25 protein-coding genes and 1 pseudogene are annotated in these 13,542 nt (G+C 65.1%); all 26 read left to right on the top strand.

The features are described from left to right. Positions 1 to 28 precede the first annotated feature (28 nt). Positions 29 to 865, top strand: coding sequence for a 50S ribosomal protein L2 (gene rplB / locus ACFU8W_RS43270; protein ID WP_266982598.1), 837 nt, complete (start codon positions 29 to 31; stop codon positions 863 to 865). Positions 866 to 877: 12 nt separating this feature from the next. Further along, positions 878 to 1,159, top strand: coding sequence for a 30S ribosomal protein S19 (gene rpsS, locus ACFU8W_RS43265; RefSeq protein ID WP_003966956.1), 282 nt, complete (start codon positions 878 to 880; stop codon positions 1,157 to 1,159). A gap of 42 nt (positions 1,160 to 1,201) precedes the next feature. Next, positions 1,202 to 1,549, top strand: coding sequence for a 50S ribosomal protein L22 (gene rplV / locus ACFU8W_RS43260; RefSeq protein WP_030351438.1), 348 nt, complete (start codon positions 1,202 to 1,204; stop codon positions 1,547 to 1,549). Beyond that, a complete protein-coding gene (gene rpsC, locus ACFU8W_RS43255) occupies positions 1,549 to 2,385 on the top strand; it encodes a 30S ribosomal protein S3 (protein ID WP_384050085.1) in 837 nt (278 codons plus the stop codon). Before rplV ends, rpsC begins: the two co-directional genes overlap by 1 nt. A 5-nt stretch (positions 2,386 to 2,390) precedes the next feature. Continuing rightward, positions 2,391 to 2,810 carry a 50S ribosomal protein L16 gene (gene rplP, locus ACFU8W_RS43250; RefSeq protein ID WP_072485538.1) on the top strand — a complete coding sequence of 140 codons (420 nt, stop codon included), beginning with the start codon at positions 2,391 to 2,393 and terminating at the stop codon, positions 2,808 to 2,810. Continuing rightward, positions 2,810 to 3,034, top strand: coding sequence for a 50S ribosomal protein L29 (gene rpmC, locus ACFU8W_RS43245; RefSeq protein WP_015035581.1), 225 nt, complete (start codon positions 2,810 to 2,812; stop codon positions 3,032 to 3,034). Before rplP ends, rpmC begins: the two co-directional genes overlap by 1 nt. Further along, on the top strand, positions 3,034 to 3,318 hold the full coding sequence (rpsQ, locus tag ACFU8W_RS43240; protein ID WP_030977953.1) for a 30S ribosomal protein S17: 285 nt from the start codon (positions 3,034 to 3,036) through the stop codon (positions 3,316 to 3,318). Before rpmC ends, rpsQ begins: the two co-directional genes overlap by 1 nt. Before the next feature lie 106 nt (positions 3,319 to 3,424). After that, on the top strand, positions 3,425 to 3,793 hold the full coding sequence (gene rplN / locus ACFU8W_RS43235; protein ID WP_003966950.1) for a 50S ribosomal protein L14: 369 nt from the start codon (positions 3,425 to 3,427) through the stop codon (positions 3,791 to 3,793). Between the two features lie 2 nt (positions 3,794 to 3,795). Beyond that, on the top strand, positions 3,796 to 4,119 hold the full coding sequence (rplX, locus tag ACFU8W_RS43230; RefSeq protein ID WP_073786786.1) for a 50S ribosomal protein L24: 324 nt from the start codon (positions 3,796 to 3,798) through the stop codon (positions 4,117 to 4,119). Further along, complete coding sequence (gene rplE, locus ACFU8W_RS43225) at positions 4,119 to 4,676, top strand: 50S ribosomal protein L5 (RefSeq protein ID WP_037688009.1); 558 nt, start codon at positions 4,119 to 4,121, stop codon at positions 4,674 to 4,676. The genes rplX and rplE overlap by 1 nt, the downstream gene beginning before the upstream one ends. Before the next feature lie 2 nt (positions 4,677 to 4,678). After that, positions 4,679 to 4,864 (top strand): type Z 30S ribosomal protein S14, encoded by a 186-nt coding sequence (locus ACFU8W_RS43220; protein ID WP_003948630.1) that lies wholly within the window; start codon positions 4,679 to 4,681, stop codon positions 4,862 to 4,864. A 224-nt stretch (positions 4,865 to 5,088) separates the two neighbouring features. After that, complete coding sequence (gene rpsH, locus ACFU8W_RS43215) at positions 5,089 to 5,487, top strand: 30S ribosomal protein S8 (protein ID WP_005313538.1); 399 nt, start codon at positions 5,089 to 5,091, stop codon at positions 5,485 to 5,487. A gap of 21 nt (positions 5,488 to 5,508) precedes the next feature. Continuing rightward, entirely contained in the window at positions 5,509 to 6,048 is a 540-nt protein-coding gene (gene rplF, locus ACFU8W_RS43210; RefSeq protein ID WP_093897252.1) for a 50S ribosomal protein L6, read from the top strand. 2 nt (positions 6,049 to 6,050) lie between these two features. Further along, positions 6,051 to 6,434, top strand: a complete 384-nt coding sequence (rplR, locus tag ACFU8W_RS43205) for a 50S ribosomal protein L18 (protein ID WP_030914149.1) — start codon at positions 6,051 to 6,053, stop codon at positions 6,432 to 6,434. 47 nt (positions 6,435 to 6,481) lie between these two features. Next, positions 6,482 to 7,087: a 30S ribosomal protein S5 gene (gene rpsE, locus ACFU8W_RS43200; RefSeq protein WP_072485533.1), complete on the top strand. Its 606-nt coding sequence runs from the start codon at positions 6,482 to 6,484 to the stop codon at positions 7,085 to 7,087. After that, positions 7,087 to 7,269, top strand: a complete 183-nt coding sequence (rpmD, locus tag ACFU8W_RS43195; protein ID WP_030914154.1) for a 50S ribosomal protein L30 — start codon at positions 7,087 to 7,089, stop codon at positions 7,267 to 7,269. Before rpsE ends, rpmD begins: the two co-directional genes overlap by 1 nt. A 1-nt stretch (position 7,270) precedes the next feature. After that, complete coding sequence (gene rplO, locus ACFU8W_RS43190; RefSeq protein ID WP_037688017.1) at positions 7,271 to 7,726, top strand: 50S ribosomal protein L15; 456 nt, start codon at positions 7,271 to 7,273, stop codon at positions 7,724 to 7,726. A 223-nt stretch (positions 7,727 to 7,949) separates the two neighbouring features. Beyond that, the gene (gene secY / locus ACFU8W_RS43185; protein ID WP_345514965.1) at positions 7,950 to 9,269 is read left to right on the top strand and encodes a preprotein translocase subunit SecY; all 1,320 of its coding nucleotides are present in this window, start codon (positions 7,950 to 7,952) and stop codon (positions 9,267 to 9,269) included. Then, on the top strand, positions 9,269 to 9,928 hold the full coding sequence (locus ACFU8W_RS43180; RefSeq protein ID WP_345514967.1) for an adenylate kinase: 660 nt from the start codon (positions 9,269 to 9,271) through the stop codon (positions 9,926 to 9,928). Before secY ends, ACFU8W_RS43180 begins: the two co-directional genes overlap by 1 nt. Before the next feature lie 122 nt (positions 9,929 to 10,050). Then, a complete protein-coding gene (gene map / locus ACFU8W_RS43175) occupies positions 10,051 to 10,887 on the top strand; it encodes a type I methionyl aminopeptidase (protein ID WP_345514968.1) in 837 nt (278 codons plus the stop codon). A gap of 181 nt (positions 10,888 to 11,068) precedes the next feature. Beyond that, positions 11,069 to 11,290: a translation initiation factor IF-1 gene (gene infA, locus ACFU8W_RS43170; protein WP_003956442.1), complete on the top strand. Its 222-nt coding sequence runs from the start codon at positions 11,069 to 11,071 to the stop codon at positions 11,288 to 11,290. Between the two features lie 60 nt (positions 11,291 to 11,350). After that, on the top strand, positions 11,351 to 11,464 hold the full coding sequence (rpmJ, locus tag ACFU8W_RS43165) for a 50S ribosomal protein L36 (protein WP_003956441.1): 114 nt from the start codon (positions 11,351 to 11,353) through the stop codon (positions 11,462 to 11,464). 198 nt (positions 11,465 to 11,662) lie between these two features. Continuing rightward, complete coding sequence (gene rpsM / locus ACFU8W_RS43160; protein WP_018519286.1) at positions 11,663 to 12,043, top strand: 30S ribosomal protein S13; 381 nt, start codon at positions 11,663 to 11,665, stop codon at positions 12,041 to 12,043. A 105-nt stretch (positions 12,044 to 12,148) separates the two neighbouring features. Then, positions 12,149 to 12,553: a 30S ribosomal protein S11 gene (gene rpsK, locus ACFU8W_RS43155; protein ID WP_003956432.1), complete on the top strand. Its 405-nt coding sequence runs from the start codon at positions 12,149 to 12,151 to the stop codon at positions 12,551 to 12,553. A gap of 29 nt (positions 12,554 to 12,582) precedes the next feature. After that, complete coding sequence (gene rpsD / locus ACFU8W_RS43150) at positions 12,583 to 13,209, top strand: 30S ribosomal protein S4 (protein ID WP_345514969.1); 627 nt, start codon at positions 12,583 to 12,585, stop codon at positions 13,207 to 13,209. Positions 13,210 to 13,318: 109 nt separating this feature from the next. Then, a pseudogene (locus tag ACFU8W_RS43145) lies at positions 13,319 to 13,542 on the top strand (DNA-directed RNA polymerase subunit alpha); the annotation flags it as partial.

The following is a 13,542-nucleotide window of genomic DNA, read 5'->3' as shown; positions in this document are numbered from 1 at the left end:
TCGTCCGGAATCGGACGAGGACTGAGAAATGGGTATCCGCAAGTACAAGCCGACGACCCCGGGCCGTCGTGGCTCCAGCGTCGCCGACTTTGTCGAGATCACGCGGTCCACGCCGGAGAAGTCGCTGGTCCGCCCCCTGCACAGCAAGGGCGGCCGTAACAACGCCGGTCGTGTGACCGTTCGCCACCAGGGCGGTGGCCACAAGCGCGCCTACCGAGTGATCGACTTCCGTCGTCACGACAAGGACGGCGTGCCGGCCAAGGTCGCGCACATCGAGTACGACCCGAACCGCACCGCGCGCATCGCGCTCCTGCACTACGCGGACGGCGAGAAGCGCTACATCATCGCGCCGCGTGGACTGACGCAGGGCGACCGGGTCGAGAACGGCCCGACGGCCGACATCAAGCCCGGTAACAACCTGGCGCTGCGCAACATCCCGGTCGGTACGACCATCCACGCCATCGAGCTGCGGCCCGGCGGCGGCGCGAAGTTCGCCCGTTCCGCGGGTGCCTCCGTGCAGCTGCTGGCGAAGGAGGGCACCATGGCCCACCTTCGTATGCCGTCGGGTGAGATCCGCCTGGTCGACGCCCGCTGCCGCGCCACGATCGGCGAGGTCGGCAACGCCGAGCAGTCGAACATCAACTGGGGCAAGGCCGGACGCATGCGCTGGAAGGGCGTTCGCCCGACCGTCCGCGGTGTCGCGATGAACCCGGTTGACCACCCGCACGGTGGTGGTGAGGGCAAGACCTCCGGTGGTCGCCACCCGGTCTCGCCGTGGGGTCAGAAGGAGGGTCGTACTCGCTCGCCGAAGAAGGCATCGAGCAAGTACATCGTCCGCCGCCGCAAGACGAACAAGAAGCGCTAGGAGCGGGTTTAGATGCCGCGCAGTCTCAAGAAGGGGCCCTTCGTCGACGGCCACCTCATCAAGAAGGTGGACGTACAGAACGAGGCAGGCACCAAGAACGTCATCAAGACCTGGTCCCGTCGCTCGATGATCGTCCCGGCCATGCTGGGTCACACCATCGCGGTGCACAACGGCAAGATCCACGTCCCGGTGTTCGTCACCGAGTCGATGGTCGGCCACAAGCTCGGCGAGTTCTCGCCGACTCGCACCTTCCGCGGCCACGTCAAGGACGACCGGAAGTCGAAGCGCCGCTAACCGCGGGGTGGAACGACTATGACTTACACCGAAGGGACAACCATGGAAGCCAGGGCCCAGGCGCGGTACATCCGCGTCACGCCCATGAAGGCCCGCCGCGTGGTGGACCTCATCCGTGGCATGGACGCCACGGAGGCTCAGGCGGTCCTGCGTTTCGCCCCGCAGGCCGCGAGCGTGCCGGTTGGCAAGGTGCTGGACAGTGCCATTGCCAACGCCGCACACAACTACGACCACACCGACGCCTCTTCGCTGATCATCAGCGAGGCGTACGTGGACGAGGGCCCGACCCTGAAGCGGTTCCGTCCGCGTGCTCAGGGCCGTGCCTACCGGATCCGTAAGCGGACCAGCCACATCACCGTGGTCGTCAGCAGCAAGGAAGGAACCCGGTAATGGGCCAGAAGGTAAACCCGCACGGGTTCCGGCTCGGCATTACCACGGACTTCAAGTCCCGTTGGTACGCCGACAAGCTGTACAAGGACTACGTCAAGGAAGACGTCGCCATTCGTCGCATGATGACGAAGGGCATGGAGCGGGCCGGCATCTCGAAGGTTGAGATCGAGCGCACCCGCGACCGCGTCCGCGTTGACATCCACACCGCCCGCCCGGGCATCGTCATCGGTCGCCGTGGCGCCGAGGCCGACCGCATCCGTGGCGAGCTGGAGAAGCTGACCGGCAAGCAGGTCCAGCTGAACATCCTCGAGGTCAAGAACCCCGAGGTGGACGCTCAGCTGGTGGCCCAGGCCGTCGCCGAGCAGCTCTCCTCCCGCGTCTCCTTCCGTCGTGCGATGCGCAAGAGCATGCAGAGCTCGATGAAGGCCGGCGCCAAGGGCATCAAGATCCAGTGCGGTGGCCGCCTCGGCGGCGCCGAGATGTCCCGCTCGGAGTTCTACCGCGAGGGCCGTGTGCCCCTGCACACGCTCCGCGCGAACGTCGACTACGGCTTCTTCGAGGCCAAGACGACCTTCGGCCGCATCGGTGTGAAGGTCTGGATCTACAAGGGCGACGTCAAGAACATCGCCGAGGTCCGCGCCGAGAACGCTGCTGCCCGCGCAGGCAACCGCCCGGCCCGTGGCGGCGCTGACCGTCCGGCCGGCCGCGGTGGCCGCGGTGGCGAGCGTGGCGGTCGCGGTCGTAAGCCGCAGCAGTCCGCGCCGGCAGCGGAGGCCTCCAAGGCCGACGCTCCCGCCGCCGCTGCTCCGGCTGAGAGCACCGGAACGGAGGCCTGACCGAAATGCTGATCCCCCGTAGGGTCAAGCACCGCAAGCAGCACCACCCGAAGCGCAGCGGTATGTCCAAGGGTGGCACGCAGGTTGCGTTCGGCGAGTACGGCATCCAGGCGCTGACCCCGGCGTACGTGACGAACCGCCAGATCGAGGCAGCTCGTATCGCGATGACCCGCCACATCAAGCGTGGCGGCAAGGTCTGGATCAACATCTACCCGGACCGTCCCCTGACGAAGAAGCCCGCCGAGACCCGCATGGGTTCCGGTAAGGGTTCTCCCGAGTGGTGGATCGCGAACGTCAAGCCGGGTCGGGTGATGTTCGAACTGTCCTACCCGAACGAGAAGATTGCTCGTGAGGCGCTCACCCGCGCTGCTCACAAGCTTCCGATGAAGTGCCGCATCGTTCGGCGCGAGGCAGGTGAGGCGTGATGTCGGCCGGAACCAAGGCGTCCGAGCTGCGCGAGCTGGGCAACGAGGAGCTGCTCAACAAGCTCCGCGAGGCCAAGGAAGAGCTGTTCAACCTCCGCTTCCAGGCGGCGACCGGGCAGCTCGAGAACCACGGTCGGCTCAAGTCCGTCCGTAAGGACATCGCCCGGATCTACACCCTGATGCGCGAGCGCGAGCTGGGCATCGAGACGGTGGAGAGCGCCTGATGAGCGAGAAGACTGTGACTGAGACGAACACCGACCGCGGTTTCCGCAAGACCCGTGAGGGTCTCGTCGTCAGCGACAAGATGGACAAGACTGTCGTCGTCGCTGTCGAGGACCGCGTGAAGCACGCCCTGTACGGCAAGGTCATCCGCCGTACGAACAAGCTGAAGGCTCACGACGAGCAGAACGCTGCGGGCGTCGGCGACCGTGTCCTCCTCATGGAGACCCGGCCGCTGTCTGCGACGAAGCGCTGGCGCGTCGTCGAGATCCTCGAGAAGGCCAAGTAATTCCTGAGGGGCATTCCCCTCAGGCAAGTTCCGCCAGGCTCGGTGGGGTTCGACCCGTTCAGGGTTCGAACCCCACCGGGAACCGGCAGACGATCAGGAGATAGACGTGATCCAGCAGGAGTCGCGACTTCGCGTCGCCGACAACACGGGTGCGAAGGAAATCCTCACCATCCGTGTTCTCGGTGGTTCGGGTCGCCGCTACGCGGGCATCGGTGACGTCATCGTCGCCACCGTCAAGGACGCGATCCCCGGTGGCAACGTGAAGAAGGGTGACGTCGTCAAGGCCGTCATCGTTCGCACCGTCAAGGAGCGTCGTCGTCAGGATGGCTCGTACATCCGCTTCGACGAGAACGCCGCCGTCATTCTGAAGAACGACGGCGACCCCCGCGGCACCCGTATCTTCGGCCCGGTGGGCCGTGAGCTGCGCGAGAAGAAGTTCATGAAGATCATCTCGCTCGCGCCGGAGGTGCTGTAAGCATGAAGATCAAGAAGGGCGACCTGGTTCAGGTCATCACCGGTAAGGACAAGGGCAAGCAGGGCAAGGTCATCGTTGCCTACCCTGCTCAGGACCGTGTCCTCGTCGAGGGTGTCAACCGGGTCAAGAAGCACACCAAGGCCGGTCAGACGGCTCGCGGTTCGCAGACCGGCGGCATCGTCACCACTGAGGCCCCGATTCACGTCAGCAACGTTCAGCTGGTTGTGGAGAAGGACGGCAAGAAGGTCGTCACCCGCGTCGGCTACCGCTTTGACGACGAGGGCAACAAGATCCGCGTTGCCAAGCGGACCGGTGAGGACATCTGATGACTGCCACCACTGCGCCGCGTCTCAAGACGCGCTACCGCGAGGAAATCGCCGGCAAGCTGCGTGAGGAGTTCTCGTACGAGAACGTCATGCAGATTCCCGGTCTGGTCAAGATCGTGGTCAACATGGGTGTGGGCGACGCCGCCCGCGACTCCAAGCTGATCGATGGCGCCGTGCGCGACCTCACCACGATCACGGGCCAGAAGCCGGCCGTCACCAAGGCCCGCAAGTCCATCGCGCAGTTCAAGCTGCGCGAGGGTCAGCCGATCGGCTGCCACGTCACCCTCCGCGGTGACCGGATGTGGGAGTTCCTGGACCGTACGCTGTCGCTCGCGCTGCCGCGTATCCGTGACTTCCGTGGCCTGTCGCCGAAGCAGTTCGACGGCCGTGGCAACTACACCTTCGGTCTCACGGAGCAGGTCATGTTCCACGAGATCGACCAGGACAAGATCGACCGGGTCCGGGGCATGGACATCACCGTGGTCACCACGGCGACCAATGACGACGAGGGTCGTGCCCTCCTTCGTCACCTCGGCTTCCCGTTCAAGGAGAACTGACCGTGGCGAAGAAGGCTCTGATCGCTAAGGCCGCCCGTAAGCCGAAGTTCGGCGTCCGCGGGTACACCCGCTGCCAGCGCTGCGGCCGGCCCCACTCCGTCTACCGCAAGTTCGGCCTGTGCCGCGTGTGCCTTCGTGAGATGGCTCACCGTGGCGAGCTGCCGGGCGTGACCAAGAGTTCCTGGTAAATCTCCTTCGCCCTCTGGGCGTTGGAACTACCCGGAAGCTCTCGGTAAGCATCTGGTCGGCAGGAGTCCGGCTCTTCATGCCGTAGGCTTGAAGGGTTGGGCGCCTGCCGCCCTGGACCGACTTACTACGCCGTAGGTCCCCGCACCGCACCCGTCCCGCCACTGAGTGGGGAGAGGGATGGCGCATACAGGAAACCCCGGCGAGAGAGGCCGAAGGCCAATTCATGACCATGACTGATCCCATCGCAGACATGCTCACGCGTCTGCGTAACGCGAACTCGGCATACCACGACTCCGTCGTGATGCCGCACAGCAAGATCAAGTCGCACATCGCGGAGATCCTCCAGCAGGAGGGCTTCATCACCGGCTGGAAGGTCGAGGACGCCGAGGTCGGCAAGAACCTCGTCCTCGAGCTGAAGTTCGGCCCGAACCGCGAGCGTTCGATCGCCGGCATCAAGCGCATTTCGAAGCCGGGTCTGCGTGTCTACGCAAAGTCCACCAACCTGCCGAAGGTCCTCGGCGGCCTGGGCGTGGCGATCATCTCCACGTCCCACGGTCTCCTGACCGGCCAGCAGGCTCAGAAGAAGGGCGTAGGTGGGGAAGTCCTCGCCTACGTCTGGTAGTCGGGAACGGAGGAATAGCTCATGTCGCGAATCGGCAAGCTCCCCATCCAGGTTCCCGCCGGTGTGGACGTCACCATCGATGGCCGCACGGTCGCGGTGAAGGGCCCCAAGGGCACCCTCACCCACACCGTCGCGTCGCCGATCGAGGTCACCAAGGGTGAGGACGGCGTCCTGAACGTCGTCCGCCCGAACGACGAGCGTCAGAACAAGGCCCTCCACGGCCTGTCCCGCACGCTGGTGGCGAACATGATCACCGGTGTGACCCAGGGATACACCAAGGCGCTCGAGATCAGTGGTGTCGGTTACCGCGTCCAGGCGAAGGGCTCCAACCTGGAGTTCGCCCTGGGCTACAGCCACCCGATCCTGATCGAGGCCCCGGAGGGCATCACCTTCAAGGTGGAGTCCCCCACGAAGTTCTCCGTCGAGGGCATCGACAAGCAGAAGGTCGGCGAGACCGCGGCCAAGATCCGCAAGCTGCGGAAGCCTGACCCGTACAAGGCCAAGGGCGTCAAGTACGCCGGCGAGGTCATCCGCCGCAAGGTCGGAAAGGCTGGTAAGTAGCCATGGCATACGGCGTGAAGATCGCCAAGGGCGACGCCTACAAGCGTGCCGCCCTCAAGCGTCGCCACATCCGCGTCCGCAAGCACATCTCCGGTTCGCCGGAGCGTCCGCGCTTGGTCGTGACGCGTTCCAACCGCCACATGGTCGCTCAGGTCATCGACGACATCGCGGGCCACACGCTCGCGTCGGCGTCGACCCTGGACGTGTCCATCCGTGGTGGCGAGGGTGACAAGAGCGCCCAGGCCAAGCAGGTCGGCGCCCTGGTCGCTGAGCGTGCCAAGGCCGCAGGCGTCGAGGCCGTCGTGTTTGACCGCGGTGGCAACCAGTACGCCGGGCGGATTGCCGCTCTGGCTGACGCCGCCCGTGAAGCCGGGCTGAAGTTCTAAGCCCCGGTTCCTACGCACAGCGGACGTAACAGAGAGAGGTAAATCCAATGGCTGGACCCCAGCGCCGCGGAAGCGGTGCCGGTGGCGGCGAGCGGCGGGACCGGAAGGGCCGTGACGGCGGCGCAGCTGCCGCCGAGAAGACCGCGTACGTTGAGCGCGTTGTCGCGATCAACCGCGTCGCCAAGGTTGTGAAGGGTGGTCGTCGCTTCAGCTTCACCGCGCTGGTCGTGGTGGGCGATGGTGACGGCACCGTCGGTGTCGGTTACGGCAAGGCCAAGGAAGTTCCCGCGGCCATTGCCAAGGGCGTGGAAGAAGCCAAGAAGAACTTCTTCAAGGTTCCGCGTATCCAGGGCACCATTCCTCACCCGATCCAGGGCGAGAAGGCTGCGGGCGTCGTCCTGCTGAAGCCTGCTTCCCCCGGTACCGGTGTTATCGCCGGTGGCCCGGTGCGCGCCGTTCTGGAGTGCGCCGGCGTTCACGACATCCTGTCGAAGTCGCTCGGCTCCGACAACGCGATCAACATCGTGCACGCGACCGTGGAGGCCCTCAAGGGCCTGCAGCGTCCCGAGGAGATCGCGGCTCGCCGTGGTCTGCCGCTCGAGGACGTCGCCCCCGCGGCTCTGCTTCGTGCACGTGCGGGAGCGGGTGCGTAATGGCTCGCCTCAAGATCACGCAGACGAAGTCGTACATCGGCAGCAAGCAGAACCACCGCGACACCCTGCGTTCGCTCGGGCTCAAGCGCCTGAACGACGTGGTTGTCAAGGAGGACCGCCCCGAGTTCCGCGGCATGGCTCACACCGTCCGCCACCTCGTGACGGTTGAGGAGGTCGACTGACATGGCGGAGAACAACCCGCTGAAGGCCCACGACCTCCGGCCTGCCCCGGGCGCCAAGACCGCCAAGACCCGTGTGGGTCGTGGTGAGGCGTCCAAGGGTAAGACCGCTGGTCGTGGTACCAAGGGCACGAAGGCCCGCTACCAGGTTCCGGAGCGCTTCGAGGGTGGCCAGATGCCCCTCCACATGCGTCTCCCGAAGCTCAAGGGCTTCAAGAACCCGTTCCGCACCGAGTACCAGGTCGTGAACCTGGACAAGCTCGCGACGCTCTACCCCGAGGGTGGAGAGGTCACCGTGGCCGACCTGGTCGCCAAGGGTGCGGTGCGCAACAACCACCTCGTCAAGGTCCTCGGACAGGGCGAGATCTCCGTGGCGCTGCAGGTTTCGGTTGACGCCGTCTCCGGCTCCGCCAAGGAGAAGATTGCCGCCGCCGGCGGCACCGTCACTGAGCTCGTCTGAGACAACTCGGACAACTCGATGGCTTGAACATCCGACCGGGGATGCCTCTTATTTGGGGCATCCCCGGTTGGTCGTTCCTAGGGGGGCATGGTCGCCGGTAAGGTGGCGTGCACTGTTGCTGTGGTAACCCCTGGGCGCATGCCCGGGAATCTTTGACTCTTTCGTATTTGTCGATCCTCAAGACCGTCACCTCTCGCTCTGCGCGGGGGTCGCAGGAGGCACCGTGCTCACCGCGTTCGCCCGGGCGTTCAAGACGCCCGACCTGCGCAAGAAGCTGCTCTTCACGCTCGGCATCATCGTGCTCTACCGGCTCGGGGCGCACATCCCGGTACCGGGAGTGAGCTACGAGAACGTCCAGACCTGTGTTGACCAGGCAAGTAAGGGCAACAACAGCCTCTTCGGCCTGGTGAACATGTTCAGCGGTGGTGCACTGCTGCAGATCACGATCTTCGCGCTCGGCATCATGCCGTACATCACGGCCAGCATCATCCTTCAGCTGCTGACCGTGGTCATTCCCCGACTCGAGGCGCTCAAGAAGGAAGGGCAGTCCGGCCAGGCCAAGATCACGCAGTACACGCGTTATCTGACCGTCGCACTCGCCATCCTCCAGGGCACCGGCCTGGTGGCCACCGCCACCAGCGGCGCGCTGTTCAGCGGCTGCCCGGTCGCCGACCAGATCGTGCCGAACCACTCGATCTTCACGACCGTCGTCATGGTCATCACCATGACCGCGGGTACCGCTGCCGTCATGTGGCTCGGTGAGCTCATCACCGACCGCGGCATCGGCAACGGCATGTCGATCCTGATGTTCATCTCGATCGCCGCCAGCTTCCCCGGCGCCCTGTGGGCCATCAAGCAGAGCGGCAAGCTGGCGGACGGCTGGATCGAATTCGGCACCGTCATCCTGGTCGGCTTCGTCATGGTGGCCCTCGTGGTCTTCGTCGAGCAGGCCCAGCGCCGTATCCCGGTGCAGTACGCGAAGCGCATGATCGGCCGCAGGTCGTACGGCGGTACATCCACGTACATCCCGCTGAAGGTGAATCAGGCGGGTGTGATTCCCGTCATCTTCGCTTCTTCGCTGCTCTACATCCCGGCCCTGGTCGTCCAGTTCTCCAACTCCACTGCGGGCTGGGCCACATGGATCAAGGACCACTTCGTCAAGGGTGACCACCCGTACTACATCACGGCGTACTTCCTGTTGATCGTCTTCTTCGCCTTCTTCTATGTGGCGATTTCGTTCAACCCCGAGGAAGTCGCCGACAACATGAAGAAGTATGGTGGCTTCATCCCGGGTATCCGGGCTGGTCGACCTACTGCCGAGTACCTGAGCTACGTGCTCAACAGGATTACTTGGCCGGGCTCGCTGTACCTGGGTCTGATCGCTCTGGTGCCGACGATGGCGTTGGCAGGCTTCGGTGGCGCTAACCAGAACTTCCCGTTCGGCGGGACGAGCATCCTCATCATCGTGGGTGTGGGTCTGGAGACCGTGAAGCAGATTGAGAGTCAGCTCCAGCAGCGCAATTACGAAGGGTTCCTCCGCTGATGCGAATCGTCCTCGTCGGACCGCCCGGTGCCGGCAAGGGAACGCAGGCTGCGTACCTTGCCAAGAACCTGTCGATTCCGCACATCTCCACGGGCGATCTCTTCCGCGCCAACATCAGCCAGGGCACCGACCTTGGCAAGCAGGCCCGCGCCTACATGGACGCGGGGCAGCTGGTGCCGGACGAGGTCACCATTGCGATGGCCAAGGACCGCATGTCCCAGCCGGACGCCGTGAACGGCTTCCTGCTCGACGGCTTCCCGCGCAACGTGGGCCAGGCCGAGGCTCTCGACGAGATGCTCAAGGGCGAGGGCGTGATGCTGGACGCGGTTCTCGACCTGGAGGTCCCCGAGGACGAGGTCGTCAAGCGCATCGCGGGGCGGCGTATCTGCCGCAACGACAGCGCGCACGTCTTCCACGTGACGTACAACCCGCCGAAGACCGAGGGTGTCTGCGACACCTGCGACGGCGAGCTGTACCAGCGCGACGACGACACCGAGGAAACGGTCCGTACGCGGCTCGAGGTCTACCACACCCAGACCGAGCCGATCATCGACTACTACCGGGCCCAGGGCCTGGTGGTCACGATCTCGGCGCTCGGCAAGGTCGAGGACGTGACCAAGCGGTCGATGGAAGCCCTCAAGAAGGACCGCGAGGACTGAGGAACACCCCGTAATACCTGTACAGACGGCCGCGGCGTCCTTGGGCGCCGCGGCCGACTGTTTGCGCCGTATCGTGGAGTACGCCGCACCCGTTCCCCTTCGATGCAGAGAGGCGCCGCGCAATGGTGCAGATCAAGACCCCCGAGCAGATCGCGAAGATGCGTGAGGCGGGGCTGGTGGTCGCTGCCATTCACGCGGCCACCCGCGAGGCGGCGGTGCCCGGCGCCACCACCCATGACCTGGACCAGGTCGCACGCAAGGTGATCGCCGACCACGGTGCGAAGTCGAACTTCCTCGGGTACGGCGGGTTCCCCGCGACCATCTGCACCTCGGTCAACGAGGTCGTCGTGCACGGAATCCCGGACGAGAAGACCGTCCTCAAGGACGGCGACATCATCTCCATCGACGCCGGCGCGATCGTGGACGGCTGGCACGGCGACGCGGCGTACACGGCGTTCGTCGGGACCGGCCACGCTCCGGAGCTCATCGAGCTGTCCCGGGTGACCGAGGAGTCCATGTGGGCCGGGATCGCCGCGATGAAGGTGAACAACCGCCTCGTCGACATCTCGAAGGCGATCGAGTCCTTCATCCGCCGCCAGCCGCGTCCGGCCACCGGCAAGTACGGGATCATCGAGGACTACGGCGGCCACGGCATCGGCACCGAGATGCACATGGACCCGCACCTGCTGAACTACGTCGCGCGCAAGCGCGGCAAGGGCATCAAGCTGGTTCCCGGCGTCTGCCTGGCCATCGAGCCGATGGTCTCGCTCGGTACGCCGCAGACCGAGGTGCTCCAGGACGACTGGACGGTCATCACGACCGACGGCACCTGGTCCTCCCACTGGGAGCACTCGATCGCCCTGACCGAGCAGGGCCCCCTGGTCCTGACGGCCCCCGACTGCGGCCGCGCGAAGCTGGCGGAGTACGGGATCCAGGCCGCGCCGGACCCGCTGGGCTGAGGGGCCCCACCGGCTGAGAACGCGCCCCCGGGCAGGTCTAAGGATCTACTCCGATGGGCAAACTTGACGGATTCGTCTTTTGGGGTCCGCTGACGTAGACTGACTCGTCGGCTCTCGTGCATCCGTGTGTCCGCATGCGGAGCGGAGAGTCGATCAAGGTAGCCGATTCGAAAGGCGAAGCGTGGCCAAGAAGCAAGGTGCCATCGAAATTGAGGGCACCGTGATCGAGTCCCTCCCGAACGCCATGTTCAAGGTGGAGCTCCAGAACGGTCACAAGGTCCTCGCGCACATCAGCGGCAAGATGCGGATGCACTACATCCGTATCCTCCCGGATGACCGGGTCGTGGTGGAGCTCTCTCCGTACGACCTGACGCGTGGCCGGATCGTCTACCGATACAAGTAGATCTTGCCCACGCCCTGCTACGGCGGGGTGATGGCACTGACCCGGAGAACCTGACATCCCATGAAGGTCAAGCCGAGCGTCAAGAAGATCTGCGACAAGTGCAAGGTGATCCGCCGCCACGGTCGGGTCATGGTCATCTGCGACAACCTGCGCCACAAGCAGCGCCAGGGCTGACGCACGACCCCCTGCATCTCGCAGCACTTCGCGCGACGCACGTAATACGTACATACGCAGTGCCCGTCCAAGCTTCGGCTGACGACACCTCCGGCGGGGGCCGGGGACCCGGACGTACCACCGCTTCCCTTTCGGGAACGGTCGGCGGCCGGGAGTGGTATTGCGGAAGACCCCCGAAATAACAACTGGAGCCATTGAATGGCACGCGTTTCAGGTGTTGACATCCCGCGCGAAAAGCGCGTGGAGGTTGCCCTCACCTATGTCTTCGGTATCGGGCGCACCCGGTCCAAGGAGATCCTCGCCACCACGGGTGTGAACCCGAACACGCGCGTTCGCGACCTGGCCGAAGAGGACCTGGTCAAGATCCGCGAGTACGTGGACGCCAACCTCCGCACCGAGGGTGACCTCCGTCGCGAGATTCAGGCCGACATCCGCCGCAAGGTCGAGATCGGCTGCTACCAGGGTCTGCGTCACCGCCGCGGCCTGCCGGTCCACGGCCAGCGCACCAGCACGAACGCTCGTACCCGCAAGGGTCCGCGTCGCGCGATCGCCGGTAAGAAGAAGCCGGGCAAGAAGTAGTCCTCAGCGGACGCACTGCGACAGTCCGGATCCCCGGGCCGTTGCAGCATCCAGCGGTCTTCGCTGTAGGACCGATCACCTCCCCTCTCCATCTGGAGTAAAGACATGCCCCCCAAGGGACGTCAGGGCGCAGCCAAGAAGGTGCGTCGCAAGGAAAAGAAGAACGTTGCTCACGGCCACGCGCACATCAAGAGCACGTTCAACAACACGATCGTCTCGATCACGGACCCCTCGGGCAACGTGATCTCCTGGGCCTCTGCCGGCCACGTCGGCTTCAAGGGCTCGCGCAAGTCCACCCCCTTCGCCGCGCAGATGGCCGCCGAGTCGGCCGCCCGCCGCGCGCAGGAGCACGGCATGCGCAAGGTTGACGTTTTCGTCAAGGGTCCGGGCTCCGGCCGCGAGACCGCGATCCGCTCCCTCCAGGCCACTGGCCTCGAGGTCGGTTCGATCCAGGACGTCACCCCCACTCCGCACAACGGATGCCGGCCGCCCAAGCGCCGTCGCGTCTGACGCACTGAAGCAACGGAGACAACTGGAAAATGGCGCGATACACCGGGGCCGACTGCAAGCGTTGCCGTCGGGAGAAGCAGAAGCTGTTCCTTAAGGGCAGCAAGTGCGAGAGCGCGAAGTGCCCGATCGAGATCCGTCCTTACCCCCCGGGTGAGCACGGACGCGGGCGCACCAAGGACAGCGAGTACCTTCTTCAGCTTCGTGAGAAGCAGAAGTGCTCGCGGATCTACGGTGTCCTTGAGAAGCAGTTCGTGAACTACTACAAGGAAGCGAACCAGAAGACCGGTAAGACCGGTGAGAACCTTCTGCGCATCCTTGAGACCCGCCTCGACAACGTGGTCTACCGGGCCGGCTTTGCCAAGTCCCGCGACCACGCCCGTCAGCTGGTGCGTCACGGACACATCGCCGTGAACGGCACGAAGACCGACATTCCGTCGGCCCGCGTCGCCGTGAACGACGTCATCGAGGTCCGCAAGAAGTCCAAGGCCCTGACCCCCTTCCAGGTGGCCCAGGCCGAGGCCGGCGAGCGCACCGTCCCGGCATGGCTCGAAGCTGTGCCGTCGACGCTGCGGATCCTCGTGCACTCCCTGCCCGAGCGCCAGGTGATCGACACCCAGGTGCAGGAGCAGCTGATCGTCGAGCTCTACTCCAAGTAGGAGAGCTCGCGGGTCCGGGCGGTACGGCTCCTTCGGGTCGTGCCGCCCGTACCCTTGTCAGTATCTGGGGGCGTCAAATAGTGGGCGCCCACGACTGAAGGACCACAGCATGCTTATCGCTCAGCGTCCGTCGCTGACCGAAGAGGTCGTCGACGAGTTCCGCTCCCGGTTCGTGATCGAGCCGCTGGAGCCGGGCTTCGGCTACACCCTCGGTAACTCCCTCCGCCGCACGCTCCTCTCCTCGATCCCCGGCGCTGCTGTCACCAGCATCCGGATCGACGGTGTCCTGCACGAGTTCACCACCGTGCCGGGCGTCAAGGAGGACGTCACCGA

The sequence above is a fragment of the Streptomyces sp. NPDC057565 genome (genome assembly GCF_042801455.1).
Taxonomy (GTDB): domain Bacteria; phylum Actinomycetota; class Actinomycetes; order Streptomycetales; family Streptomycetaceae; genus Streptomyces; species Streptomyces yanii.
Note: the sequence above shows the minus strand (reverse complement) of the source record. Positions and strands in the feature narration are given on the sequence as shown.

What these genes read in the sequence shown, in the direction of transcription:
- rplR (WP_030914149.1), top strand. Translation starts at nt 6,051, where the DNA reads ATGGCATACGGCGTGAAGATCGCCAAGGGCGACGCCTACAAGCGTGCC.
- rpsQ (WP_030977953.1), top strand. Translation starts at nt 3,034, where the DNA reads ATGAGCGAGAAGACTGTGACTGAGACGAACACCGACCGCGGTTTCCGC.
- rpmC (WP_015035581.1), top strand. Translation starts at nt 2,810, where the DNA reads ATGTCGGCCGGAACCAAGGCGTCCGAGCTGCGCGAGCTGGGCAACGAG.
- rpsE (WP_072485533.1), top strand. Translation starts at nt 6,482, where the DNA reads ATGGCTGGACCCCAGCGCCGCGGAAGCGGTGCCGGTGGCGGCGAGCGG.
- rplB (WP_266982598.1), top strand. Translation starts at nt 29, where the DNA reads ATGGGTATCCGCAAGTACAAGCCGACGACCCCGGGCCGTCGTGGCTCC.
- map (WP_345514968.1), top strand. Translation starts at nt 10,051, where the DNA reads ATGGTGCAGATCAAGACCCCCGAGCAGATCGCGAAGATGCGTGAGGCG.
- rpsM (WP_018519286.1), top strand. Translation starts at nt 11,663, where the DNA reads ATGGCACGCGTTTCAGGTGTTGACATCCCGCGCGAAAAGCGCGTGGAG.
- rplF (WP_093897252.1), top strand. Translation starts at nt 5,509, where the DNA reads ATGTCGCGAATCGGCAAGCTCCCCATCCAGGTTCCCGCCGGTGTGGAC.
- rplO (WP_037688017.1), top strand. Translation starts at nt 7,271, where the DNA reads ATGGCGGAGAACAACCCGCTGAAGGCCCACGACCTCCGGCCTGCCCCG.
- rpsD (WP_345514969.1), top strand. Translation starts at nt 12,583, where the DNA reads ATGGCGCGATACACCGGGGCCGACTGCAAGCGTTGCCGTCGGGAGAAG.
- rpmD (WP_030914154.1), top strand. Translation starts at nt 7,087, where the DNA reads ATGGCTCGCCTCAAGATCACGCAGACGAAGTCGTACATCGGCAGCAAG.
- rpmJ (WP_003956441.1), top strand. Translation starts at nt 11,351, where the DNA reads ATGAAGGTCAAGCCGAGCGTCAAGAAGATCTGCGACAAGTGCAAGGTG.
- rplX (WP_073786786.1), top strand. Translation starts at nt 3,796, where the DNA reads ATGAAGATCAAGAAGGGCGACCTGGTTCAGGTCATCACCGGTAAGGAC.
- rpsH (WP_005313538.1), top strand. Translation starts at nt 5,089, where the DNA reads ATGACCATGACTGATCCCATCGCAGACATGCTCACGCGTCTGCGTAAC.
- ACFU8W_RS43180 (WP_345514967.1), top strand. Translation starts at nt 9,269, where the DNA reads ATGCGAATCGTCCTCGTCGGACCGCCCGGTGCCGGCAAGGGAACGCAG.
- rplV (WP_030351438.1), top strand. Translation starts at nt 1,202, where the DNA reads ATGGAAGCCAGGGCCCAGGCGCGGTACATCCGCGTCACGCCCATGAAG.
- rplE (WP_037688009.1), top strand. Translation starts at nt 4,119, where the DNA reads ATGACTGCCACCACTGCGCCGCGTCTCAAGACGCGCTACCGCGAGGAA.
- rpsK (WP_003956432.1), top strand. Translation starts at nt 12,149, where the DNA reads ATGCCCCCCAAGGGACGTCAGGGCGCAGCCAAGAAGGTGCGTCGCAAG.
- rpsC (WP_384050085.1), top strand. Translation starts at nt 1,549, where the DNA reads ATGGGCCAGAAGGTAAACCCGCACGGGTTCCGGCTCGGCATTACCACG.
- rpsS (WP_003966956.1), top strand. Translation starts at nt 878, where the DNA reads ATGCCGCGCAGTCTCAAGAAGGGGCCCTTCGTCGACGGCCACCTCATC.
- rplP (WP_072485538.1), top strand. Translation starts at nt 2,391, where the DNA reads ATGCTGATCCCCCGTAGGGTCAAGCACCGCAAGCAGCACCACCCGAAG.